Below are 23,098 nucleotides of genomic sequence, written 5' to 3'. Positions count from 1 at the left end.
CCTGCATGCCGTATTTGGAGCGCTCTGGTGATGTGTTCGTCCTGTACCTCGGGAACGAGGGGGAGACCGACAACGAGAACCGTTTCTCGCCGGGCTGGATCGACGCCTTCCACGCCGCCCTCGACGAGGTCGAGGCGTCCGAGGGCCCGGCCGCGCTGGTGACCGTCGCGACCGGCAAGTTCTACAGCAACGGCCTCGACACCGACTGGGTCTTCGGCAACCTGGACAAGATCCACGGCTACCTGGACCGGGTGCACACCCTCTACACCCGCCTGCTGACCTTCCCGATGCCGACCGTCGCCGCCATCAACGGCCACGCCTTCGGCGCCGGTGCCATGCTGGCCACCTCGCACGACTTCCGGGTGATGCGCGGTGACCGCGGCTTCTGGTCGCTGCCCGAGGTGCACCTGGGCATGCCCTTCACCGTCGGCATGAACGGCCTGCTCAAGGGCCGTCTGAGCAACCAGGTGTGCGTGCAGGCGATGACCAGCGGCCACCGCTTCGCCGCCGACGAGGCGATCGCCGCGGGCATCGTCGACGCCAAGGCCGACGCCGAGGAGGTGCTGGCGGCCGCGATCGCCCGCGCCGCCGCGCTGACCAGCCTGCGCAAGCCGATCACCCCGATCATCAAGGCCGATCTGCACGCCGAGACCCTCGCCGCGCTGGCCACCCCGGTCACCCCGGAGAACCTGCCCTTCGGCAACTGAGCCGCCTCGCCGGTGCGCCCGGAACCAGTACTGATGCGAGACTGGTTGGTATGGCACCCTCGCGCACCGGCGAATTCTCGGCCACCGCGGCCGACACCGCGATCCGCGCGGCCTCCGACGAGCTGATCGCGCTCTCGCACGCGATCCACGCCGAACCGGAGCTGGCCTTCGCCGAGACCCGCAGCGTCGCCAAGATCCGCGAGCCGCTGACCGCCCGCGGCTTCGCCGTCACCACCGGCGTGGCCGGGCTGCCGACCGCCTTCCGCGCCGTCTACGGCAGCGGCCCGCTCACCGTCGGCCTGTGCGCCGAATACGACGCGCTGCCCGAGATCGGGCACGCCTGTGGGCACAACATCATCGCCGCGACCGCCGTCGGCGCCGCGCTCGGCCTGGCCGAGGTCGCCGACGAGCTGGGCCTGACCGTGATCGTGCTCGGCACCCCGGCCGAGGAGAGCGGCGGCGGCAAGGTGCTCATGCTGGAGGCGGGCGCCTTCGACGACATCGCCATGGCGCTCATGGTGCACCCCGGCCCCAGCGATATCGTCGGCGCGCGCTCGCTGGCCCTTGCCGACCTGGCCATCACCTTCCACGGCCGCGAAGCGCACGCCAGCGCCGCGCCGGAACTGGGCCGCAACGCCGGTGACGCGGTGACGCTGACCCAGGTCGCGCTGGGGCTGCTGCGCCAGCATCTGCGTCCGGGCCAGCAACTGCACGGTATAGTCGCCGACGGCGGCGTAGCCCCCAACATCGTGCCCGGACGGGCGGAACTGCTCTACTACCTCCGCGCGACCGATGCCGCGTCCCTCGACGACCTGATGCGCCGAGCCAAGGCGTGCTTCGAGGCGGGCGCCCTGGCGACCGGCTGCACGCACGACATCCGGACGCTCGCGCCCACCTATACCGAGCTCACCCCGGATCCGGCGCTCTCGCAGCTGTATCGCGCGCAGATCACCGGTCTGGGACGGCTGCCGATCGCCCCCGAACTGGAGGGGCTGCGGCCGCTCGGGAGCACCGACATGGGCAACGTCACCAATGTCGTCCCCGGTATCCACCCGGTGATCGGCATCGACGCGGGCGGCGCGGTGACCCATCAGCCCGCGTTCGCCGCCGCCGCGGTGAACGCCTCGGCCGACCGCGCGGTGCTCGACGGCGCGCTCGCACTGGCGCGTACCGCTGTCGCGGCGGCACGCGATGAAGTACACAGGGACAGGTTGTTGCACACTCTGGTCGAACGACAGGAGGACATTCGGTGAGCATCTCCGGCCATCCGGGCACCACCCACGCCGATGCCGAGGCACTCGCGCTCGGTGTCACCGCCCCCGCGGCGGCCCGCGCGCACGCGGTGGTCCCGACCATGCCGGACGCCGAACGAGACGGGATGCCGGGAACCGAGATCGTCGACGCGTGGCTGGCCGAACACACCGGTGACCTGGTGCAATGGCGCAGACACATCCACGCCAACCCCGAGCTGTCGCGCGCGGAGTTCGCCACCACCGAATTCGTCGCGGGCTGGCTGAGCAAGGCGGGACTGACCTGGCAGACGCTGCCCGGCGGCACCGGCCTGCTCTGCGATCTGGGCCCCACCGACGCCCCGCGCATCGCCCTGCGCGCCGATATGGACGCGCTGCCGATGCAGGAGTTCACCGGCCTGACCTTCGCCTCCACCGTGCCCGGCGTCTCGCACGCCTGCGGCCACGACGCGCACACCACCGTGCTGCTTGGCACCGCGCTGGCGCTGGCCGAGGCCGAGGCGCATCTCCCGGTCGGCGTGCGGCTGGTATTCCAGCCCGCCGAGGAGGTGATGCCGGGCGGCGCGCTCGACGTCGTCGCCGCCGGGGGCATGGACGGGGTGGACCGGATCTTCGCGCTGCACTGCGATCCCCGGCTCGAGGTCGGCAAGGTCGGGCTGCGCACGGGGGCGATCACCTCGGCCGCTGACACCGTCGAGCTGGTGCTCGACTCGCCCGGCGGGCATACCTCGCGCCCGCATCTGACCAGCGATCTGGTCTACGCGATCGGCACCGTCATCACCGGGCTGCCCGGGCTGCTGAGCCGCCGGGTCGACCCGCGCACCAGCACGATCATGGTGTGGGGCGCGGTCAGCGCGGGCAAGGCGCCCAACGCCATCCCGCAGACCGGCATGCTCACCGGCACCGTGCGCACCGGCGACCACGCCACCTGGCTGCTGCTCGAACCGCTGGTCCGCGAGATCATCGACAGCCTGCTGGCCCCGACCGGCGTGCGCTACCAGCTCAACTACAAGCGCGGCGTGCCGCCGGTGGTCAACGACCCCACCTCGGCACTGATGTTCGAGAACGCCGTCCTGGCGCTGGGCCCGGACGCACTGGCCGACACTCCCCAGTCCGGCGGCGGCGAGGACTTCTCCTGGTACCTGGAGGAAGCCCCGGGTGCCATGGCCCGGCTGGGCGTCTGGTCCGGCACCGGCGAACAACTCGACCTGCACCAGCCGACCTTCGACATCGACGAGCGCGCGCTGGCCGTGGGCGTGCGGACGCTGACGAACATCGTCCTGCAAGCCTGACCGGCGGTTACGCTCCTGGGCCGACGTTCTTGCTGTTGCGGGTGCGCAGGGCGTGGACGTAGTCCTCGGGGGCGCCCGCCTTTTCGGCCGCGTCGGCGATCACGCCGATGTAGCGCGCCGAGGGCAGGCCGCCCTCGTAGGCGTCGAGGACGTAGAGCCAGGCCAGGCGGGATTCGCCCTGGGTGCCGGTGACGCGGATCCGGATCTTCTTGTGGATGCCGAAGTCCGAGCCCTCCCAGCGGTCCAGGCTCTCCTCGTCCTCGGGGGAGACGTCGTAGAGCACGACGAACACCCGGGAGGCCGGATCCTCGACGACGGTGGCCAACGGCCCTTCCCAGCCGATGTCGTCACCGGCGAAGGTCAGGCGCCAACCTTCCAGCCACCCGGTCCCGGACATGGGCGAATGCGGGCAGCGTTCCAGCATCTGCGTCGAGTCCATGTTGGACCCGTAAGCGGCATAGATCGGCACCTGAGGAACTGTAGCCAATAACAGCAGCGGAATTCCCGTCTCCCACCCAGATCGGCTGACGGTCACACCCGGCGAACACGCCGAACTTGTTCACCGAGCCGACCCGGGTCCGTCACCGCGCACCTGAAATGATGGGGGGACCCACGGACGCGGCCCTCACAAGGGGTGAGTCCGTCTCAGGCGAATACAGGAGCGTGACAGTGGCACGGATTGCGATCATCGGCGGCGGACCGGCGGGATACGAGGCGGCGCTGGTGGCCGCTCAGCACGGGGCCTCGGTGACCCTGGTCGATGCCGACGGCATCGGTGGCGCCTGTGTGCTGTGGGATTGCGTGCCGTCCAAGACCTTCATCGCCTCGACCGGCCTGCGCACCGATCTGCGCCGCGCGCGCGATCTGGGCATCACCATCGACGCCAGCCAGGCCCAGGTGCACCTGCCCGAGGTCAACGGGCGGGTCAAGGCGCTCGCGCTGGCCCAGTCCTCCGATATCCGCGCCAAGCTCCAGGCCGCGGGCGTGCGGCTGCTCGCCGGTCGCGGCGAATTGACCGGGCCCGCCGCCGGTTCGGCGCACCGGATCAGGGCCACCCTCGCCGACGGCAGCACCGAGGAGTTCGAGGCCGAGGTGGTGCTCATCGCCACCGGCGCCAGCCCGCGCGTGCTGCCCGGCGCCGAACCCGACGGCGAGCGCATCCTGAACTGGCGCCAGCTCTACGACCTCACCGAGCTGCCCGAGACCCTGGTGGTGGTCGGTTCCGGCGTCACCGGTGCCGAGTTCGTCTCCGCCTACACCGAGATGGGCGTGCGGGTGAAGCTGGTCTCCAGCCGCGACCGCGTGCTGCCCGGCGAGGACGCCGACGCCGCCCTGGTGCTCGAGGAGGCGCTGGCCGAGCGCGGGGTGGAGCTGGTCAAGCACGCGCGCGCCGACGCGGTGGAGCGCACCGCCGAGGGCATCGTGGTGAAGCTGTCCGACGGGCGCACCGTCACCGGCTCGCACGCGCTGATGACCGTGGGTTCCACCCCGAACACCGCCGCGCTGGGCCTGGACCGGGTCGGCATCGAACTCGATCGCGGCGGATACCTTCGCGTGGACCGGGTTTCGCGCACTTCGGTGCCCGGCATCTACGCCGCCGGTGACTGCACCGGGCTGCTGCCGCTGGCCTCGGTGGCGGCCATGCAGGGCCGCATCGCGATGTATCACGCGCTGGGCGAGGGCGTGAGCCCGATCCGGCTCAAGACCGTGGCCTCGGCGGTGTTCACCCGGCCCGAGATCGCGACGGTCGGCGTCAGCCAGACCGCCATCGACAACGGTGAGGTGCCCGCGCGCACGGTGATGCTGCCGCTGAACACCAATCCGCGGGCCAAGATGTCGGGCCTGCGCCGCGGTTTCGTCAAGGTCTTCTGCCGTCCGGCGACCGGTGTGGTGATCGGCGGCGTGGTGGTCGCGCCGATCGCCTCGGAGCTGATCCTGCCGATCGCGCTGGCGGTGCAGAACAATCTCACCGTCACCGATCTCGCGCAGACCTTCTCGGTGTATCCCTCGCTGACCGGTTCGGTCACCGAGGCCGGGCGCCTGCTGATGCGCCACGACGATCTGGACTGAGACCGACCGGTCGGGTATGTGAGACGCGTCACTGCCCGGCCGCGTTTCGAATTGTCTTGTTCGACAAGGATCCTCGTCGGCCGAATCCATCCCGCTGGGAAACCTACTGCCGCGTTGCCTGTCCCGCGCTCATGTGGTTGACTCACGGCCGAGGCGCGATCTGTTCAGGTCGCGTGGTGGAGTATGGGGGATTCCCTCCGGGAAAGGGATTAGCGAAAAGTGAAGCATCGTAAGCCGAGTCGGGCGCAGCGAGCGATGGCCAGCACGTCGTTGCCCCTGGCCGCCGCGGCCGCCGTGGCAACCCTTCTTGCGGCGCCGGCCGGCGCGGTCCCCAGTGACCAGCCGACCACGCCCGCCACTCCGGCCCCTGCGCAGCCGGGTACAGAGAGCCAGGTGACGCCGGAGAACGAGGCTCCCGAGGAAGGGGCCGAGGAGACTCCGGAGAGGGTCAAGCCGGGTCAGACCAAGCCGACCCCGGCCCAGCCGGGTGTCACCAGCCCCGAGCCGGGCGAGCCGGAGGAAGACACCCCGGTCAAGGTCACGCCGTCGCAGCCGGGTGTCACCACCCCGCGCGTCGCGCCGCTGCCGGTGCCCGGTCAGGGCAACCAGGTCCAGCCCGCGGTGCACCCGGAGACGGGCGCCACCCCGGACGAGGACGACGAGAAGACCACCACGCCGTCGCAGCCGGGCGCCACCTCGCCCGCGCAGCCGTCGCAGACCCAGCCGAACGTGCCTTCCGACGAGGGCACCGCGGGCGAGGAGTCCGAGGGCGAGTCGCGTGAGACCCTGGTCCAGGAGCCGCAGGAACCCGCGTGGCAGGCGCCGCGTCTGGAGAACGCGCCCGCCGCGCCGGTCGTCGAGATGGAGGGCCCGCACCAGGAAGTCGGCGCCACCATCGACGCCAACGGCCTGGTTCCCGGCCTGCTCGCCAACACGCACCACTACAACAACGAGCACGGCTACGTCGGCACCATCGGCTACCGCGCACCCGGCGGCGGCTTCGGTGACGCCGGTGTCTCGGTGGAGTACGTCGGCGAGAACTCGGTCAAGGTCACCACCTTCAACGGTGGCGACGGCCGCGACGACTTCACCACCGTGACCGTCCTCGACACCACCCAGGCCAACCTGGCCAAGGCGGCGGTCGAGAACTGGATCAAGGCGCAGCCGGGCGGCGCCGCCGCGATGGAAGCGGCCGCGAAGGCTACACTTCCGGTGCCGGGGGAGCTGCTTCAGACGGTGAACGTCGCTGGTGTCACCACTCAGTGGGGTGGCTCGCTCCAGTACTGACACACACCTACGACGTGTGGGGCGGTCGGCTGACGACCGCCCCACACGTGTGTCCTGGGGAAAGGATTGGTCTTGGGCACCGAGGGTGACGAGAACGATTTCGGGGAATTCGGACCGCCGCTCGACGACGCGTCCGCCGGTTTCGGCGGGCCGATCGGCGCGACGCCGCCGCCTGCGCCGGGTGCGCTACCCGAGCGTGGCTGGCAGCCCGCCGCCCCGCCCGCGGCGCCTGGTCCGTTCGGGCCGCCCGCCGGTGCGCCGAATCCGTTCGGCGCGCCTGTCTCGGGTGCGCCACCGGTAGCGCCGCCGCCGGGTCCGCCGGTCGTGCCGCCGGGGTCACCGGTCACGCCGCCCGGTCCGCCGGTCGGTACCCCGCCGCCCGCCGCGCCCCCCCGTGGCCCACGTTCCGCGCCGATCTCGGTCTTCGGTGACGCCGTCGCCGCCCCGCCGCCCGCGCCGCCGCAGCGCGACGGTTCGCCCTTCGGCGACTCGGTGCCGGTGGCCTCCGGCCGCGAGCTCACCGAGGTGATCCGCCGCGACCGGCCCGCCTCGCGCCCGGAACCCGAGGCCGACATCGTCCGCGCGCCCGCGCCGGAGACGGTCCGGATGTCCGCGCCGGAGACCACGCGGGCCGTGCCGCCCGCCCCGGAGCGTCCGGACGAGGACAAGGCCTGGTGGAACAGCCCGGACGACGACGGTGGCGTGCCCAAACCGCCCGCCGAGCCCGGCCTCTCCTGGGCCGACGACCCGATCGCGCGCCGCCTCGCGCCGAAGACGCCCACCGCACCGGTCGCCGAGCAGAAGGAGACCGACAAGCGGGTGCCGTGGCTGATCGGCGGTGCCGTCGCGGCGGTGCTGATCGTGGTGGCGCTGGTGGCCGTTATCGGCCTGGTCAAGCGGGGTGGCGACGAACCGGGTCCCACCGCGGCCCCGACCACCTCGGTGCAGATCCCCGGCTTCGAATGCCCCGCGTCCACGGATCCCGCCGTGACGGTGAGCAACGGTCCCGGTGACACGTCCTCGGGTGCCCGCGCGATCCTCGGTTTCCAGTACGCCTTCTATGTCGATCGTTCCGGCGCGAAGGTGCGTGACTACGCCTCGCCCGACGGCGACATCTCGCAGGCCGATCGGCTCCAGCGCGCGATCGACACCAAGATCCCGGTCGGTGCCAAGCACTGCGTGAAGATCCGCGAGACGGCGCCCGGCGTGTTCGACGTCGACCTGAGCGAATGGCATCCCGACGGGGAGGTGATCACCTACCCGCAGGTGATTATCACAACTAACAATGATGGGAAGTGGCAGGTCAAGCACATCTTGACCCGGTAGCGATCCCATATATCGGGACAATAATTTCATACTCTGGTCAGCCGTATGCGATCGTGGGCTATCGCGTCCCTTGGCGTACCCGGAGGTTTTCATGTCGCTGACCACTCCCGCCCTGGCGGGCAAACTGTCCGGCTTGCAGAGCTCCGCCATCCGTGACCTGCTCAAGCTGACCGCGCGGGCCGAGGTGATCAGCCTGGCCGGTGGGCTGCCCGACGCGGCGCTCATGCCGCGCGAGCGGATCGCCGCCGCCGCCGAGGAGGCGCTGCGCGACCCGTCGGTGCTGCAGTACACCGAGTCGCCTGGCTGGCCCGGGCTGCGCGAGGTGCTCGCGGCGCGGGAGTCGGCGCGGATCGGGCGCGCGGTGCCGGTCGAGGACGTGTTCGTCACCCACGGTTCGCAGCAGGCGCTGTCGCTGCTGTCGGAGGTGCTGCTCGATCCCGGCGCGCTGGTGATCGTGGAGGATCCCGCGTATGTCGGTGCGCTGCAGGTGTTCCGGGCCGCCGGTGCGCGCATCGTCGCGGTGCCGCTCGACGGTGACGGGATGCGGCTGGACCTCCTCGAGGACCTGCTGGCCGCGGGGGAGCGGCCCGCCGTGGTGCACACCGTCTCCAATTTCCACAACCCCGGCGGGGTCACGCTGTCGCCCGCGCGGCGGCAGCGCCTGGCCGAACTCTCCGAGGCGCACGGCTTCTGGGTGATCGAGGACGACCCCTACGGCGAACTCTGGTTCGACCGGCCCGCCCCCGCACCCGTCGCGTCCTACTCGCCGCAGGTGATCCGCCTGTCCAGCGTCTCCAAGATCCTCGCGCCGAGCCTGCGCGTGGGCTGGATGACCGCCCCCGACCGCGTCTGCCGCGCCGTGGAACTGCTCAAGCAGGGCGCCGACCTGTGCGGCTCGGCCCTCACCCATCGGATCGCGGCCACCCTGCTCGCCGACACCGACTGGCTCACCGCCCACATCACCACGGTCCGCACCACCTACGCCACCCGCGCCCGCGCCCTGGTCACCGCCACCCGCGCCGCCTTCGGCGACCGGATCCACTGCACCGACGCCACCGGCGGCATGTTCGTCTGGGCCGACTTCACCGACGGCACCGACACCGCCACCCTGCTCCCCGCCGCGCTGGACGCCGGTGTGGCCTACGTCCCCGGCGCCGCCTTCGCCGTCTCCGACGCCTACCGCCACTCGATGCGCATGTGCTTCACCACCGCCGACGAAGCGACCCTCACCGAGGCCATCACCCGCCTGTCCCCGGCGGTCGGCTGAGCGCCGGTCAGGCCCAGTTGTAGGTGCGTTCGACGGCCTTGTTCCATTCCGCGTAGCGCTGGGTGCGTTCGGGGTCGGGCATGGTGGGGGTCCAGGTGTGGTCGGCGGTCCAGTTGGCGCGGAGGTCGTCGAGGCCGGTCCAGTAGCCGACGGCCAGGCCCGCGGCGTAGGCGGCGCCCAGGGCCGTGGTCTCGCGGACGACCGGGCGGACGACGGGGACGTCGAGGATGTCGGACTGGAACTGCATGAGCAGGTCGTTGCCGGTCATGCCGCCGTCGACCTTGAGGGTGGTCAGTTCCAGGTCGAGCTGCTGGGCGGCGGCGTCGGCGCGCATGGCGTCGACCACCTCGCGGGTCTGGAAGGCGGTGGATTCCAGGGCTGCCCTGGCCAGGTGGGCCTTGGTGACGAAGCGGGTCAGCCCGGCGATCACGCCGCGCGCGTCGGGACGCCAGCGCGGGGCGAACAGGCCGGAGAAGGCGGGCACGAAGTAGGCGCCGCCGTTGTCCTCGACGCTGCGGGCCAGCGGTTCCACCTCCTCGGCCGAGCCGATGATGCCCAGGTTGTCGCGCAGCCACTGCACCAGCGAGCCGGTGACGGCGATCGACCCCTCCAGCGCGTAGACGGCGGGCTGGTCGCCGAGCTGATAGCAGGCCGTGGTGAGCAACCCGTGCTTGCTGATCACCGGCGTTGTCCCGGTATTGAGCAGCATGAAATTGCCGGTGCCGTAGGTGTTCTTGGCTTCGCCGGGCGACAGGCACGCCTGACCGAAGGTAGCCGCCTGCTGATCGCCGAGGATGCCCGCCACCGGTGCCCCGGCGAACGGCCCGGCGGTGATCTCCGCGTAGACCTCCGAGGAGCTGCGGATCTGCGGGAGTAGAGACATGGGGATGCCGAACTCGGCGCAGATCTGCCCGTCCCACCGCAGGGTGCGCAGGTCCATCAGCATGGTCCGCGACGCATTGGTGACATCGGTGAGGTGCTCGCCGGTGAGTTTCCACAGCACCCAGCTGTCCATGGTGCCGAAGCACAGGTCACCGGCCTCGGCGCGGGCGCGCACACCCTCGACATTGTCGAGAATCCAGCGCAGCTTCGGCCCGGCGAAATAGGTCGACAGCGGCAGCCCGGTGCGCTCGGCATAGCGTTGCGGGCCCTGCGCACCGGCCAGTTCGGTGCACAGCTGGTCGGTGCGGGTGTCCTGCCAGACGATGGCGTTGTACACCGGCTCGCCGGTCGCCCGGTCCCAGACCACCGTGGTCTCGCGCTGATTGGTGATGCCGATGGCGGCCAGATCACCGGCCGAACAGCCGCTGTTGCCCAGCGCCGCGCCGAGCACCCACTCGGTATTGCGCCACACCTCGGCCGGATCATGTTCCACCCAACCGGGTTTCGGGAAGATCTGGCGGTGCTCCCGCTGCGCGGTGCCCACGATCCGGCCCTGCCGGTCGAAGACGATGCACCGACTCGAAGTCGTGCCCTGATCGATGGCGGCCACATAGCGACGCATCCCCGCAGGTTACCCAACCGGGCCCGTCGCGGTGGCGGACCGCGGCGACCCCGGCCACGCGCACCGGTCCGGCCGCGCGCTCGCCGAGACGACGCGGGCCCCCCGCCGCTGCCGGGTTCGGAGCCTGTCGGGCGCTACGTTTAGCCTGTACCCAGCGGCGCCCGACCGCGTCGTGCACCCACACTGTCGACTGGAACCGGCCCCCGGCCGGCGGCGAGGAGTCGAGCATGGCGCAGACACCCGAGTTCCCGTTCCTGCATCCCGGCGAATTGGTGGCGGGCGCGAAACGCGACCGGCGGGGCCCGGGGCAGCTCGGCCCGGAGCATCGCCGCACGGCCTGGGAGCGGCTGGGCAAAGAACAGTTCGACGTGCTGGTCATCGGTGGTGGCGTGGTCGGCGCGGGGATCGCGCTGGACGCGGCGACCCGTGGACTGTCGGTGGCGCTGGTCGAGGCGCGCGATCTGGCCTCGGGCACCTCGAGCCGGTCGTCGAAGATGTTCCACGGCGGCCTGCGCTATCTGGAGCAGCTCGAATTCGGGCTGGTCCGGGAGGCGCTGAAGGAACGCGAGCTGGCCCTGTCGACGCTGGCGCCGCACCTGGTCAAGCCGCTGCGCTTCCTCTACCCGCTCACCCACCGCGTCTGGGAGCGGCCCTATGTGGCCGCCGGGCTCACCCTCTACGACACCATGGGCGGCGCGAAATCTGTTCCGGGACAGCATCATCTGACTCGGCACGGCGCCATGCGGCTGGCGCCGGGCCTGCGCCGGGACTCGATGATCGGCGGAGTCACCTACTACGACACCGTCGTCGACGACGCCCGCCACACCATGACCGTGGCCCGCACCGCCGCGCACTACGGCGCGGTCATCCGCACCTCCACCCAGGTCGTCGGGCTCTTACGCGAGGCCGACCGGGTGGTCGGGGTGAAGCTGCGCGACACCGAGGACGGCCGCACCGGCGAGGCGCGGGCCAATGTGGTGATCAACGCGACCGGCGTGTGGACCGACGAGGTACAGGGCCTGTCGCATCAACGCGGGCGATTCCATGTGCGAGCGTCCAAGGGCGTGCACATCGTGGTGCCGCGCGACCGGATCGTCAGCGACGCGGCGATCATCCTGCGCACCGCCACCTCGGTGCTGTTCGTCATCCCGTGGGGCACGCACTGGATCATCGGCACCACCGACACCGACTGGAATCTGGACCTCGCGCATCCGGCCGCCACCAAGGCCGATATCGACTATCTGCTCACCCGGGTCAACGACGTGCTGGTCACCCCGCTCACCCACGCCGATATCGACGGCGTCTACGCGGGGCTGCGGCCGCTGCTGGCCGGGGAGAGCGACGAGACCTCCAAGCTCTCGCGCGAGCACGCCGTCGCCCGGGTCGCGCCCGGCCTGGTGAGTATCGCGGGCGGCAAGTACACCACCTACCGGGTGATGGCCGCCGACGCGATGGACGAAGCGGCCCAGGACATTCCGGCCCGCGTCTCCCCGTCCATCACCGAGAAGGTGGCGCTGCTCGGCGCCGATGGCTACTTCGCGCTGGTCAACCAGACCGTGCAGCTCGCCGAGCAGTACGGCATCCACCCCTACCGGATGACCCACCTGCTCGACCGCTACGGCTCCCTGGTCGACGAGGTCCTCGCCTACGCGGCGGGCAAACCCGAACTGCTGCAACCGATCACCGACGCCCCGTCCTACCTCCAGGTCGAAGCGGTCTACGCGGCCGCCGCCGAATGCGCCCTGCACCTCGACGACATCCTGGCCCGCCGCACCCGCATCTCGATCGAATACCCGGACCGGGGTGCGCACTGCGCCGAACAGGTCGCCCACCTGGTCGCGCCGATCCTCGGCTGGGACACCGACGATGTCGACCGCGAGGTGACCACCTACCAGGCGCGGGTCCGCGCGGAGATCGAGTCGCAGACCCAGCCCGACGACATCTCCGCCGACGCGCTGCGGGCGGCGGCACCGGAGCCACGGCCGCAGCTGCTGGAACCGGTGCCGCAGGATCGGTGAGAGCTTGCACCGGGCCGGTTCGGACTGGTCCGGCGGCAGGTTGTCGGTGTGATTCCGCCGGTGAGCTCGATGGGCGGGCGGTGCGGAAGTGGGTGGGCTCACCTCGGGGCGGGGTCGGGTTGGCAGCGGGGGCAGAAGTAGATGCCGCGTTCGCGCTGGGTGATGCGGTCGGCGGGGTCGTCTTCGCCGAGGAGGCGGGAGACGATGGTGGTGCCGCAGCGGGGGCAGGGGCGGCGGGCGCGGCCATAGACCATGGGGCGCCAGGGGGGCTGGTGGGCGGCCTTGGTGAGGACGCGGTGGGATTCGTCGACGAGGGCGGGGAGGTCGGGAATGTCGGCGACGGGGGTGGCGGGGTGGACGCGGCGCAGGAAGCAGATCTCGCTGCGGTAGATGTTGCCGATGCCGGCGAGGTTGCGCTGGTCGAGCAGGGCGAGACCGATGGGGCGTCGCGGGTATTCGGTGAGGCGGCGCAGGGCCTCGGCGGGGTCCCAGTTCTCGCCGAGCAGGTCGGGGCCGAGATGGTCGATGACGGTGTGCTCTTCGGCGCGGGGGAGCACCTGGAGGGTGCCGAGGGAGAAGCCGACCGCCTCGACCTCGTCGTTGGCCAGCACCGCGCGGGCGGTGACGCGGGGTTTGGTCCAGCGCTGCCCGCAGTGGAACACCCGCCACTCGCCCTCCATCTTGAGGTGGCTGTGGATGCTCGCCCGGTCGGTGCGGATGAACAGGTGCTTGCCGTAACTGCCGACCTCGGTGACCAGTTCCCCGACCAGATCGACGGTCGCGAACCGGGGTACCCGGAAGTCGCTGCGGGTCAGCGTGGTTCCCGCGAGAACCGCACGCAGGCGCTCGGCCGTGCGGAAGACGGTGTCGCCCTCGGGCATCCGGCTACACCTGCCCGCGCAGCCGCAAACCGCGCGGGGTGACCGCGAAACCGGCTTCGACCAGGAAGTCGGCGAAGGTGTTGCCGTGCACGGTGTCCCCGTTCACCTTGTCGATCACCAGCGACTCCACCCGCCGATCGTGCACCAGCCCGGCCAGCGCCATGGCGCCCGCCCGGCGCAGACCGGGGTCCTCGGTGAAGGTGAGCAGGGTCTTCCCGCCGCGTTCGAGATACAGCACGAGTTCGCCCCCGACCAGCACCACCAGCGCCCCCGCCTTGCGCCCCGGCCGGTGCCCACCGTCGCCCTCGCCCTTGGGCCACGGCAGCGCCGCACCATACGGATTCGCGGGGTCACAGGCCGCCAGTGCCAGGGCGACCTCGGCGCGGGTGACGGTGCGATCGGTGTCGAAGGATCGCAGGCGATCCACGGTGTCGGTGGTGGAGAACTGCGCGCCACCGAGGGTGTCGACGAAGTAGCCGCGACGGCAGCGCCCCCGGTCCTCGAATTCGGTGAGCACCCGGTACATCAGCGCGAAACCGCCGGGCACCCCCTCGTTCATGACCGAACCACGGGTGAGCACGCCGTACCGTTCGAGCAGCTGATCGGCGGTGGCGTGCGCGCGAACAGTGTTGTCCTGCACGCGTTCCGGCAGGATCGACCAGCGCCCGGCCAGCGTGGGCGGCCCCGAACGGGTCGGCATCGAGGCGCGTGGCAGATAGGCGCGTCCGCGTGGGGCCCGGCGTGGGGTGCGATGCGCGGTGGTGGAGCGCGCGGTCCCGGACAGCAGGGCACGCACGGGCGCGAACGTATCGCCGGAGACATACCCGGCCCAGACCAGCTGCCAGAGCGCGTCACCGACAGCTTTGTCGTCGAGCAGGCCGGTGGCATCGGACAGCTGCCGGAAGAAGTAGGCGCCACCCCCGCGCAACGTGGGCGGCAGCCGAAGCGGCTCCTCCCCGCTGATGCCGGAATCACCGGACCCAGCACCGGGCTGCGGGCGGACGCCGGTGGGTCCCGGGTCGGCCTCCCGTCGGGAAGCGCGCGTCCCGGGACCAGCGGGACCCTTGTCGCCCGATGTCTGGCTGGGCGCGGGACCGTCGAGGTCGACGACGGGTTGGGTGGTGTGGGGGCGGGGTTCCAGGTGGGCGCCCATGGCGGCCAGGAGGCCGAGTTGGGTGTCGGTGGGGTCGATGTCGTCGGGTGGGGGGAGGGTGAAGGGGGCCTGGTCGGCGAGGTGGAGGGCGATCCAGCCGTCGCGGGCGGTGATGGCGCCGTGTCCGGACCAGATGACCTCGCCGGTGGCCATGAGTTCGTCGAGGTAGGCGGGGGTGTAGTCGCGCACGCGCATCGGGAGGATGAGGGATTCCCAGGCGGAGGCGGGGATCGGGACGCCCGCGAGCTGTTCGACCACGGTCGCCACGCCATCGATGCCGCGCAGTTCGCCGGAGCCGACGTGCTGCCAGGCGGGGAGGAAGCGAGCGAAGGCGGCGGTGGCGACGGGCTCCACCTCGTGCCGGGCCGCGGCGAGGGAGCGGCGGCGCAGCCGCCGCAGGATCTGGGCGTCGCACCATTCGGTGCCCGCGGCGATGGGGGTGAATTCGCCTTCCACCACCCGTTTCTCGGCCAGCAGCCGGTGCAGGGCGGTGCTCGCCACCGCCAGGCCGAGCCCGAATCGGGCGGCCACATCGGCGGTGGTGAACGGCGCGTGCGTGCGGGCGTAGCGGCCAACGAGATCACCGAGCGGATCGGGCACCGGCTCGATGAACGCCTGCGGCACCCCGATCGGCAACGGCACCCCGAGCGCGTCCCGCAACCGGGCCGCGTCCTCGATCGCCACCCACCACGCCCGCCCCGCGAACGAAACCTCCAGCGCCCGCCGGGAATCCCGCAACTCCGCGAACCACGCGGGCGCGTCGGAATCGGCAGGCATCGCCAGAGCGGGCTCGTCGGCCCGGTCGGCGTCGATGCTGCGGGCGGCGGCCTGACCGAGCTCCTCGTCGGGCCCCGATGCGGCGTCGTCGGTGGCCTGGCCGGTCCTTCCGGAGTGGGGGACGCAACGGGCGGCGGCTTCGGTGGGGGTGAGGGGGCCGAGGAGGCGGAGGAGGTCGGCGAGGCCTTCGGGGTCGCGGGCTCGGCGTTCGGGGGTGAGGCGCTGGAGTTCGCGTTCGGTGAGGGCGAGGACGGCGGGGTCGAGGAGTTCGCGGAGTTCCACCCGGCCGAGGAGTTCGGCGAGCAGGCTGGAGTCCAGGGCGAGGGCGGCGGCGCGGCGTTCGGCCAGCGGGCTGTCGCCGTCGTAGAGGAACTGGCCGATGTAGGAGAACAGCAGCGCGTTGGCGAAGGGGGAGGGGGTGGCGGTCTCGACATCGATGAGGCGGATCTCGCGGCGGGCCAGTTTGGTGAGCAGATCGCGCAGCGAGGGCAGGTCGTAGACGTCGCGCAGGCATTCGCGCACGGTCTCCAGCAGGATCGGGAACTGCGGGAATTTGCGTGCCACATCGAGCAATTGGGCCGAGCGCTGCCGCTGCTGCCATAGCGGGGCGCGCTTGCCGGGATCGCGGCGCGGCAGCAGCAGCGCCCGGGCCGCGCACTCCCGGAAACGGGAGGCGAACAGGGCCGAGCCGCCGACCTGCTCGGTGACAATGTCATCGATCTCGTCGGGCTCGAAGACGAACAGCTCCGCACCGGGCGGTTCGTCGGTGGTGTCGGGCAGGCGCACCACGATCCCGTCGTCGGAGGCCGTCGGCGCGGCATCCACCCCGAACCGCTCCTGTAGCCGCGCGCCCACCGCCAGCGCCCACGGCGCGTGCACCGGCGTACCGAACGGCGAATGCAGCACCAGCCGCCAGTCCCCGAGCTCGTCCCGGAACCGCTCGACCACCAGGGTCCGATCGGTCGGCAACTGCCCGGTCGCCGCCCGCTGTTCGGCCAGCAGCGCAACGAGATTCGCGGTCGCGTTCTGATCCAGACCGGCAGTCCGCACCATCCGATCCAGCCGCGATGCCGGTTTGCCGAGTTCGGCCGACGCCTTCGTGCCCGCGCGATCCCGTCGCCGCGACTGCCCGCCGCCCGCCGCCTTGCCGTCGCCCCGTGGCCCGCGATCTGCTGGCCCGCTGCCCCCTGGCCCGTCGCCTTCCGGCCCGTAGCTTTCCGACGCGCCACCCGCTGGCCCACCCGCCGCCGACCGGTGCTCATCCGCCGAGCCCAGGAGCCGCGCATCGGTAGCGTCCGCTGCCCCATCGGCCCCCATCCCCGCCACGATCCGGGTCAGCTCATCGTCGGGCACCTGACCCGCCGACCGCACGAATTCCCCCAGCGCCGCGCCCAATTCGGCCGGACGGCCCAATCCGTCACCGTGCCAGAACGGCAACCGTCCGGGCAGTCCGAAGGCGGGGGAGACCAGCACCCGGTCGAAGGTGATCTCTTCGATCCGCCAGCTGGTGGCCCCGAGGGCGAACACATCGCCGACGCGCGACTCGTAGACCATCTCCTCGTCGAGTTCGCCTACCCGCGAGGCCTTCTCGCCCACCATGAACACCGCGAACATCCCCCGGTCGGGGATGGCGCCCCCGGAGGTGACGGCCAGGCGCTGGGCGCCGGGACGGCCGGTGAGGGTGCCCGCGTCGCGATCCCACACCACGCGTGGGCGCAGCTCGGCGAACTCGTCGGAGGGGTAGCGCCCGGCCAGCAGGTCGAGCACGGACTCGTAGGCCGAGCGGGGCAGGGCGGCGTAACTGCCGGTGGCGCGGACGGTGTCGAACCAGCCGTCCACGTCCAGGGGTTCCAGCGCGCAGGCCGCGACGGTCTGCTGGGCCAGGATGTCGAGCGGATGCGCGGGGATCTGCAGCAGCTCGATCTCGCCGGAGAGCATGCGCTGGGCGGCGACGGTGCAGTGGATGACATCGGTGCGGTGCTTGGGGAACAGCACCCCCCGCGACACCTCGCCCACCTGATGCCCGGCCCGCCCCACCCGCTGCAACCCACTGGCCACCGACGGCGGCGCCTCCACCTGCACCACCAAGTCCACCGCGCCCATATCGATCCCGAGTTCGAGACTGCTGGTGGCCACCACGCACCGCAGCCGCCCGCTCTTGAGATCGTCTTCGATGATCGCGCGCTGCTCCTTGCTGACCGACCCGTGATGGGCGCGGGCCAGCAGTTGGTCGGCACCGTGGATCACCTCGGTGGACGGCCCCAGCTGGGCGGGCGGCGCGTGCTCGGTGTCCACCGGTTCACCCAGCCGCGCCGCGTAGGCCTCGTTGAGCCGGGCGGTCAGCCGCTCGGCCAGCCGCCGCGAGTTCGCGAACACGATCGAGGACCGGTGCTCGAGCACCAGGTCGACGATGGCCTCGTCGACATGCGGCCAGATGGACCCGGGCTGATCCGACTCCTCGGGCGCGGTCATATCCGCGACCGGGACCCGCACCGACAGGTCGAAGGTCTTCGGCGCGGGCGGGCGCACGAGGGTGATCGGCGCCGAGCCCACCAGGAAGCGCCCGACCTCCTCGGCCGGGCGCACCGTCGCCGACAGGCCGATGCGCTGGGCCGGACGCTCGGTGAGCTGGTCGAGCCGGGCCAGCGACAGCGCCAGATGCGCGCCGCGCTTGGTGCCCGCGATGGCGTGCACCTCGTCGACGATCACCGTGTGCACCCGGGCGAGGGTCTCCCGCGCGGCCGAGGTGAGCAGCAGGAACAGCGACTCGGGCGTGGTGATGAGGATGTCCGGTGGGGTGCGCTGCATGGCCCGGCGCTGGGCGGGGGTGGTGTCACCGGAGCGCACGCCGACCGAGATCTCCGGCGGCGCCAGCCCGAGCCGCTTGGCCGTCTGGGTGACACCCACCAGCGGCGCCCGCAGATTGCGTTCCACATCGACCGCCAGGGCCTTCAGCGGCGACACGTAGAGCACGGAGGTACCCGGCGTCTCGGGCGGCTCGCGGGTGGCCAGCTGATCGATCGCCCACAGGAACGCCGACAGCGTCTTACCCGACCCGGTCGGCGCGACGACCAGCGTGTTCTCGCCGTCGGCGATCGCTTTCCACGCACCAAGCTGCGCGGCGGTGGGCCCGGCGAAGGCGCCGTCGAACCACTGCGCGGTGGCGGGGGAGAAGCGATCCATGGGTTCCAGTGTGCACCGGCCCACCGACAGATCCGGTGAACCGGGAAAGCGCTGGTCACCGACGCCGCCCGGCGGGAAGGGTGTGCGGGGTCACACCGTGCTCCACGCCGCAGCTACCCTGAACTCTCGTGCAAACGGTGCTGAGAGTCGACCTGGTCGGCCATGGCCTTACCGAGGCGGTACGTAAGGCGCGATTCCCTGTCGACGAACCCCTGGACGAGTCGGGGCTGGCCGCGCTGCGCGGCGGCGCTCCGCTGACCGGCGCGCGGGTGCGGACCGGTCCGGAACGCCGGGCCCGCGAGACCGCGGACGCGCTGGGCCTGTCCGGCGAGCCCGATGATCGATTACGAGATCTCGACGCCGGGTCCTGGCGCGGCAGTGACATGGGCGCCCTGGCCCAGGATCAGCTCTTCGCCTGGCTGACCGATCCGGAATTCCGCGGGCACGGCGGGGAATCGGTGACCGACCTGGTGGCGCGGGTGCGGTTCTGGCTGGCCGAGATCGCCTCGGCCGGGCACGACACGGTGGCGGTGACCCATCCGGCGGTGATCCGCGCGGCACTGCTGGTGGTGCTCGACGCGCCCGCGACATCGTTCTGGCGCATCGACGTTCCCCCGGCCAGCATCACCCGGCTGCACCACCGCGGCAGCTGGACTCTGCGGATGGGCTGACCCACGGAAACGACGAAAGCCCCGGAGCTGAAACTCCGGGGCTTTCGTCTAGTAGCGGGAACAGGATTTGAACCTGCGACCTCTGGGTTATGAGCCCAGCGAGCTACCGAGCTGCTCCATCCCGCGTCGTGAACACCACTTTACACGGCATCCCCGCCGACGCGAAATCACCTGGCTGATCAGCCGAAATGGATCCCCTGGGCCAGTGGTAGCTCGGTGGAGTAGTTGACGGTGTTGGTGGCCCGGCGCATGTACGCCTTCCAGGAGTCGGAGCCGGACTCGCGCCCGCCACCGGTGTGCTTCTCCCCGCCGAACGCGCCGCCGATCTCCGCGCCAGAGGTGCCGATATTGACATTGGCGATGCCACAGTCCGATCCGGCCAGGAACTGTTCGGCCTCGCGCTGGTCGCGGGTGAAGATCGACGAGGAAAGACCCTGTGTCACATCGTTGTTCAACGCGATGGCGGTGTCGATGTCGTCATAGGTGAGCACGTACAGGATCGGCGCGAAGGTCTCCTCGCGCACGAGCGCGGTCTGCGCGGGCATCCGGACCACGGCCGGGCGCACGTAATAGGCGTCGGGGCCGATGATCTCGACACGTTCGCCGCCGCAGCGATTCTCGCCGCCGTCGGCCTCGGCGCGGGTCAGCGCCTCCTGCATGGCGGTGTAGGCGCGCTCGTCGATGAGCGGGCCGACCAGCACGCCGTCGTCGAGCGGATTGCCCACGGGCAGCTGGTTGTAGGCGGCGGTGAGCCGGTCGACGAGCTGATCGGCGATGGACCGGTGCGCGATCAACCGGCGCAGCGTGGTGCACCGCTGACCTGCCGTGCCCGCGGCGGCGAAGACGATGCCGCGCACCGCCAGGTCCAGATCGGCGCTGGGCGTGACGATCGCGGCATTGTTGCCGCCCAGTTCCAGCAGGCAGCGGCCGAAGCGGGCGGCCACCCGCGGGCCGACGGCCGCGCCCATCGGCACCGAACCGGTGGCGCTGAGCAGCGCGACGCGCGGATCGTCGACCAGCGCCGCGCCGACCCCCGCGCCGCCCTGAACCAGCTGGTGCACTTCGGGATCCGCGCCCACCTCGACGGCCGCGCGGCGCAGCAGGGTGTGGCAGGCCAGCGCCGTGAGCGGGGTGGTGTCGGAGGGCTTCCACACCACCGTGTCACCGCAGACCAGCGCGATCGCGGTGTTCCAGGCCCAGACCGCGACCGGGAAGTTGAACGCCGAGATCACCCCGACCACGCCGAGCGGGTGCCAGGTCTCCATGAGCCGGTGCCCGGGCCGTTCCGAGGGCATGGTGGCACCGTAGAGCTGGCGTGACAGGCCGATCGCGAACTCGCAGACGTCGATCATCTCCTGCACTTCGCCCAGCGCCTCGGCGCCGATCTTGCCCGCCTCCAGCGTCACCAGCTCGGCCAGCTCGCGCTGATGGGCCACCAATAGCTGGGCCAGCTCGCGCACCAGGGCGGCGCGCACCGGCGCGGGGACGGTGCGCCAGGACTCGAACGCGCCTGCCGCGCGGCCGATCGCGGCGTCGACGGTGGTGGCGGTGTCGGGCGCCAGGGAGAGCAGGGTGGCGCCGGAGATCGGCGTGCGCGCCTGCAGGGCACCGGGTTCGGGGATGCTCGCGCCGAGACCGTGCAGCAGGGCCCTGGCCCGCAGCGCCAGCTGTTCGGAGAAGTGCTCGGTCACGGTGTCGATCATCTTGCTCACCTTCTGCTGGTTGGTACGACTCACGGAAAAGTTCGGCGAATTTCGGTGGGGAACAGAAAGAAGTTTTCCTCGCGCAACCCCCGTGCTGCGTTAGCCTTCGCTGATGGCGGATTCACCGGCTAGACCTCAGCTCGACGACATCGACCGACTATTGATCAGGGAACTGATGACCGATGGTCGCGCCACGTTGTCGAACCTGGCGGAGAAGGCCAGCCTCTCGGTCTCGGCGGTGCAGTCGCGGGTGCGCAGGCTCGAAGCGCGCGGGGTGATCCGCGGATACGCGGCCCATGTCGATCCCGAGGCGCTCGGCCACCTGTTGTCGGCGTTCGTCGCGATCACTCCTCTCGACCCCTCCCAGCCCGATGACGCGCCCGCATTGTTGCAGCACATCCCCGGTATCGAGGCGTGCCACTCGGTGGCGGGCGAGGAGAGTTACGTCCTGCTGGTGCGGGTGGCCTCGCCGCGGCATCTCGAGCAGCTGCTCGCCGAGATCAGGGCCACCGCCAATGTGCGCACGCGCAGCACCATCATTCTGCAGACATTCTACGATAGGTAACGATTTTTCGTAATTGTTCCGTAGATCCATAGAGGTTCCGTAAATATTTGCGTACCCTCGGCATTGTGACCATCGAACTGGAGCGCCCCGGCGCGGCGGTCACCCCCGCCAACCGGGTCAACGAAATCCTGTCCTCGCACATCCTCGCGGACGGCTTCGATCTTGTGCTCGACCTGCACAAGTCGCACGGCCGCACGCTCATCGACGAACGCGACGGCACCGCCTATCTGGACATGTTCGGCTTCTTCGCCTCCAATGCCCTGGGGATGAACCATCCCGCGCTGGCCGGCGACGAGCGCTTCCGCGCCGAGCTGGCCACCGCGGCCATGAACAAACCCAGCAACTCCGACATCTACACCGTCGCCATGGCCCGCTTCGTGGACACCTTCGCCCGGGTGATCGGTGACCCCCGGCTCCCGCACCTGTTCTTCGTCGACGGTGGGGCGCTGGCGGTGGAGAACGCGCTGAAGGTGGCCTTCGACTGGAAGTCCCGGCACAACGAACTGCACGGCCGCGCACCGGAACTGGGCACCAAGGTGCTGCACCTGACCGGCGCCTTCCACGGCCGCAGCGGCTACACGATGTCGCTGACCAACACCGATCCGGTCAAGACCGCGCGCTTCCCGAAGTTCGACTGGCCGCGCATCGACACCCCGCACACCTTCGCCGGACCCGATATCGCGGCGCTGGAGGCGGCGTCGCTGGCCCAGGCCGAGCAGGCATTCGCCGCGCATCCCTACGACATCGCCTGCTTCATCGCCGAACCCATCCAGGGCGAGGGCGGCGACCGGCACCTGCGCCCGCAGTTCCTCGGCGCCATGCAGCGGCTGTGTCACGCCAACGACGCGCTGTTCGTCCTCGACGAGGTGCAGACCGGCGTCGGGATGACCGGCACCACCTGGGCCTATCAGCAGCTCGGGGTGGAACCGGACGTGGTGGCGTTCGGGAAGAAGACCCAGGTCTGCGGGATCATGGCGGGCGGGCGCGTCGACGAGATCACCGACAATGTCTTCCGGGTGAGCTCGCGGCTCAACTCCACCTGGGGCGGCAACCTCACCGATATGGTCCGCACGCGGCGCATTCTCGAAGTGCTGGAACAGTATCGGGTGATCCAGCGGGTCGGCCCGCTCGGCGCCTTCCTGCTCGACCAGCTGGGCCAGCTCGCCGCCGCGCACCCGGACAAGGTGAGCGAGGTGCGCGGGCGCGGGCTGATGTGCGCGATCACCCTGGCCACCCACGATCTGCGGGAGCGGGTGGTGACGGCGATGCGGGAACGTCAGCATGTGCTGCTGCTCGGCTCCGGTGAGCGCGGGATCCGGTTCCGGCCGCCGCTGACGGTCACCGAGGAGGAATTGGAACGCGCGGTCGACGCGTTGGACGCGGTACTCCTGCGCGAAACGGTGTAGCGCGCCGCCGGTGCCCGGCAGGCTGATGCGCCGACCGA

15 protein-coding genes, 1 tRNA gene and 2 pseudogenes are annotated in these 23,098 nt (G+C 71.1%); 11 read left to right on the top strand and 7 right to left on the bottom strand.

What is annotated here, in order from left to right; all coding sequences use genetic code 11:
* Window positions 1-5: 5 nt before the first annotated feature.
* From WA675_RS15520 to WA675_RS15510, 3 genes are all read left to right on the top strand, one after another.
* Window positions 6-707, top strand: coding sequence for an enoyl-CoA hydratase-related protein (locus WA675_RS15520; protein WP_336085137.1), 702 nt, complete (start codon window positions 6-8; stop codon window positions 705-707).
* Between the two features lie 50 nt (window positions 708-757).
* The gene (locus WA675_RS15515; RefSeq protein ID WP_336085136.1) at window positions 758-1,960 is read left to right on the top strand and encodes a M20 family metallopeptidase; all 1,203 of its coding nucleotides are present in this window, start codon (window positions 758-760) and stop codon (window positions 1,958-1,960) included.
* Window positions 1,961-2,061: 101 nt separating this feature from the next.
* Complete coding sequence (locus WA675_RS15510) at window positions 2,062-3,249, top strand: M20 family metallopeptidase (protein WP_442945639.1); 1,188 nt, start codon at window positions 2,062-2,064, stop codon at window positions 3,247-3,249.
* A 7-nt stretch (window positions 3,250-3,256) separates the two neighbouring features.
* On the opposite strand, the gene WA675_RS15505 is transcribed toward WA675_RS15510, so the two are convergent.
* The gene (locus tag WA675_RS15505; RefSeq protein ID WP_336085135.1) at window positions 3,257-3,718 is read right to left on the bottom strand and encodes a gamma-glutamylcyclotransferase; all 462 of its coding nucleotides are present in this window, start codon (window positions 3,716-3,718) and stop codon (window positions 3,257-3,259) included.
* 200 nt (window positions 3,719-3,918) lie between these two features.
* On the opposite strand from WA675_RS15505, the gene WA675_RS15500 reads away from it, so the two are divergent.
* The 4 genes from WA675_RS15500 (at window position 3,919) to WA675_RS15485 (ending at window position 9,199) form a co-directional block, all read left to right on the top strand.
* Window positions 3,919-5,319, top strand: a complete 1,401-nt coding sequence (locus WA675_RS15500) for an NAD(P)H-quinone dehydrogenase (RefSeq protein WP_336085133.1) — start codon at window positions 3,919-3,921, stop codon at window positions 5,317-5,319.
* 393 nt (window positions 5,320-5,712) lie between these two features.
* Window positions 5,713-6,606 (top strand): hypothetical protein, encoded by an 894-nt coding sequence (locus WA675_RS15495; RefSeq protein WP_336085132.1) that lies wholly within the window; start codon window positions 5,713-5,715, stop codon window positions 6,604-6,606.
* 72 nt (window positions 6,607-6,678) lie between these two features.
* The gene (locus WA675_RS15490; protein ID WP_336085131.1) at window positions 6,679-7,932 is read left to right on the top strand and encodes a hypothetical protein; all 1,254 of its coding nucleotides are present in this window, start codon (window positions 6,679-6,681) and stop codon (window positions 7,930-7,932) included.
* A gap of 91 nt (window positions 7,933-8,023) precedes the next feature.
* Window positions 8,024-9,199, top strand: a complete 1,176-nt coding sequence (locus tag WA675_RS15485) for an aminotransferase-like domain-containing protein (RefSeq protein WP_336085130.1) — start codon at window positions 8,024-8,026, stop codon at window positions 9,197-9,199.
* Window positions 9,200-9,206: 7 nt separating this feature from the next.
* Here WA675_RS15485 and glpK read toward each other — a convergent pair whose 3' ends face one another.
* Window positions 9,207-10,703 carry a glycerol kinase GlpK gene (glpK, locus tag WA675_RS15480; RefSeq protein WP_336085129.1) on the bottom strand — a complete coding sequence of 499 codons (1,497 nt, stop codon included), beginning with the start codon at window positions 10,701-10,703 and terminating at the stop codon, window positions 9,207-9,209.
* A 227-nt stretch (window positions 10,704-10,930) separates the two neighbouring features.
* On the opposite strand from glpK, the gene glpD reads away from it, so the two are divergent.
* Window positions 10,931-12,721, top strand: a complete 1,791-nt coding sequence (glpD, locus tag WA675_RS15475) for a glycerol-3-phosphate dehydrogenase (RefSeq protein ID WP_336085128.1) — start codon at window positions 10,931-10,933, stop codon at window positions 12,719-12,721.
* Between the two features lie 98 nt (window positions 12,722-12,819).
* On the opposite strand, the gene WA675_RS15470 is transcribed toward glpD, so the two are convergent.
* From WA675_RS15470 to WA675_RS15465, 3 genes and pseudogenes are all read right to left on the bottom strand, one after another.
* The gene (locus WA675_RS15470; RefSeq protein WP_336085127.1) at window positions 12,820-13,602 is read right to left on the bottom strand and encodes an Fpg/Nei family DNA glycosylase; all 783 of its coding nucleotides are present in this window, start codon (window positions 13,600-13,602) and stop codon (window positions 12,820-12,822) included.
* Window positions 13,603-13,606: 4 nt separating this feature from the next.
* Window positions 13,607-14,227: pseudogene (locus tag WA675_RS27395) on the bottom strand (Lhr family helicase); the annotation flags it as partial.
* 561 nt (window positions 14,228-14,788) lie between these two features.
* Window positions 14,789-18,715 (bottom strand): annotated as a pseudogene (locus WA675_RS15465) (Lhr family ATP-dependent helicase); the annotation flags it as partial.
* Between the two features lie 137 nt (window positions 18,716-18,852).
* Between WA675_RS15465 and WA675_RS15460 the strand changes: the two are divergent.
* Window positions 18,853-19,386, top strand: a complete 534-nt coding sequence (locus WA675_RS15460; protein WP_442945634.1) for a histidine phosphatase family protein — start codon at window positions 18,853-18,855, stop codon at window positions 19,384-19,386.
* 52 nt (window positions 19,387-19,438) lie between these two features.
* On the opposite strand, the gene WA675_RS15455 is transcribed toward WA675_RS15460, so the two are convergent.
* Window positions 19,439-19,512, bottom strand: a tRNA-Met gene (locus WA675_RS15455).
* 53 nt (window positions 19,513-19,565) lie between these two features.
* Window positions 19,566-21,089: an L-piperidine-6-carboxylate dehydrogenase gene (gene amaB / locus WA675_RS15450; protein WP_336085124.1), complete on the bottom strand. Its 1,524-nt coding sequence runs from the start codon at window positions 21,087-21,089 to the stop codon at window positions 19,566-19,568.
* A gap of 112 nt (window positions 21,090-21,201) precedes the next feature.
* On the opposite strand from amaB, the gene WA675_RS15445 reads away from it, so the two are divergent.
* Together WA675_RS15445 and lat are read left to right on the top strand one after the other, a co-directional pair.
* Window positions 21,202-21,654, top strand: coding sequence for an Lrp/AsnC family transcriptional regulator (locus WA675_RS15445; RefSeq protein WP_278265077.1), 453 nt, complete (start codon window positions 21,202-21,204; stop codon window positions 21,652-21,654).
* A 65-nt stretch (window positions 21,655-21,719) separates the two neighbouring features.
* Entirely contained in the window at window positions 21,720-23,060 is a 1,341-nt protein-coding gene (lat, locus tag WA675_RS15440; RefSeq protein WP_336085123.1) for an L-lysine 6-transaminase, read from the top strand.
* Window positions 23,061-23,098: the final 38 nt, after the last annotated feature.

The organism is Nocardia sp. SSK8, from assembly GCF_037034205.1.
GTDB lineage: Bacteria > Actinomycetota > Actinomycetes > Mycobacteriales > Mycobacteriaceae > Nocardia.
The sequence above is the reverse complement of the archived record's forward strand: the minus strand, read 5'-3'. Positions and strand labels throughout refer to the sequence as shown.

Excerpts from the sequence above, each read along its gene's own strand:
- WA675_RS15520 (WP_336085137.1), top strand. The coding sequence starts at position 6 with ATGCCGTATTTGGAGCGCTCTGGTGATGTGTTCGTCCTGTACCTCGGG.
- WA675_RS15515 (WP_336085136.1), top strand. The coding sequence starts at position 758 with ATGGCACCCTCGCGCACCGGCGAATTCTCGGCCACCGCGGCCGACACC.
- WA675_RS15510 (WP_442945639.1), top strand. The coding sequence starts at position 2,062 with ATGCCGGACGCCGAACGAGACGGGATGCCGGGAACCGAGATCGTCGAC.
- WA675_RS15485 (WP_336085130.1), top strand. The coding sequence starts at position 8,024 with ATGTCGCTGACCACTCCCGCCCTGGCGGGCAAACTGTCCGGCTTGCAG.
- glpK (WP_336085129.1), bottom strand. The coding sequence starts at position 10,703 with ATGCGTCGCTATGTGGCCGCCATCGATCAGGGCACGACTTCGAGTCGG.
- glpD (WP_336085128.1), top strand. The coding sequence starts at position 10,931 with ATGGCGCAGACACCCGAGTTCCCGTTCCTGCATCCCGGCGAATTGGTG.
- WA675_RS15470 (WP_336085127.1), bottom strand. The coding sequence starts at position 13,602 with ATGCCCGAGGGCGACACCGTCTTCCGCACGGCCGAGCGCCTGCGTGCG.
- amaB (WP_336085124.1), bottom strand. The coding sequence starts at position 21,089 with ATGATCGACACCGTGACCGAGCACTTCTCCGAACAGCTGGCGCTGCGG.
- WA675_RS15445 (WP_278265077.1), top strand. The coding sequence starts at position 21,202 with ATGGCGGATTCACCGGCTAGACCTCAGCTCGACGACATCGACCGACTA.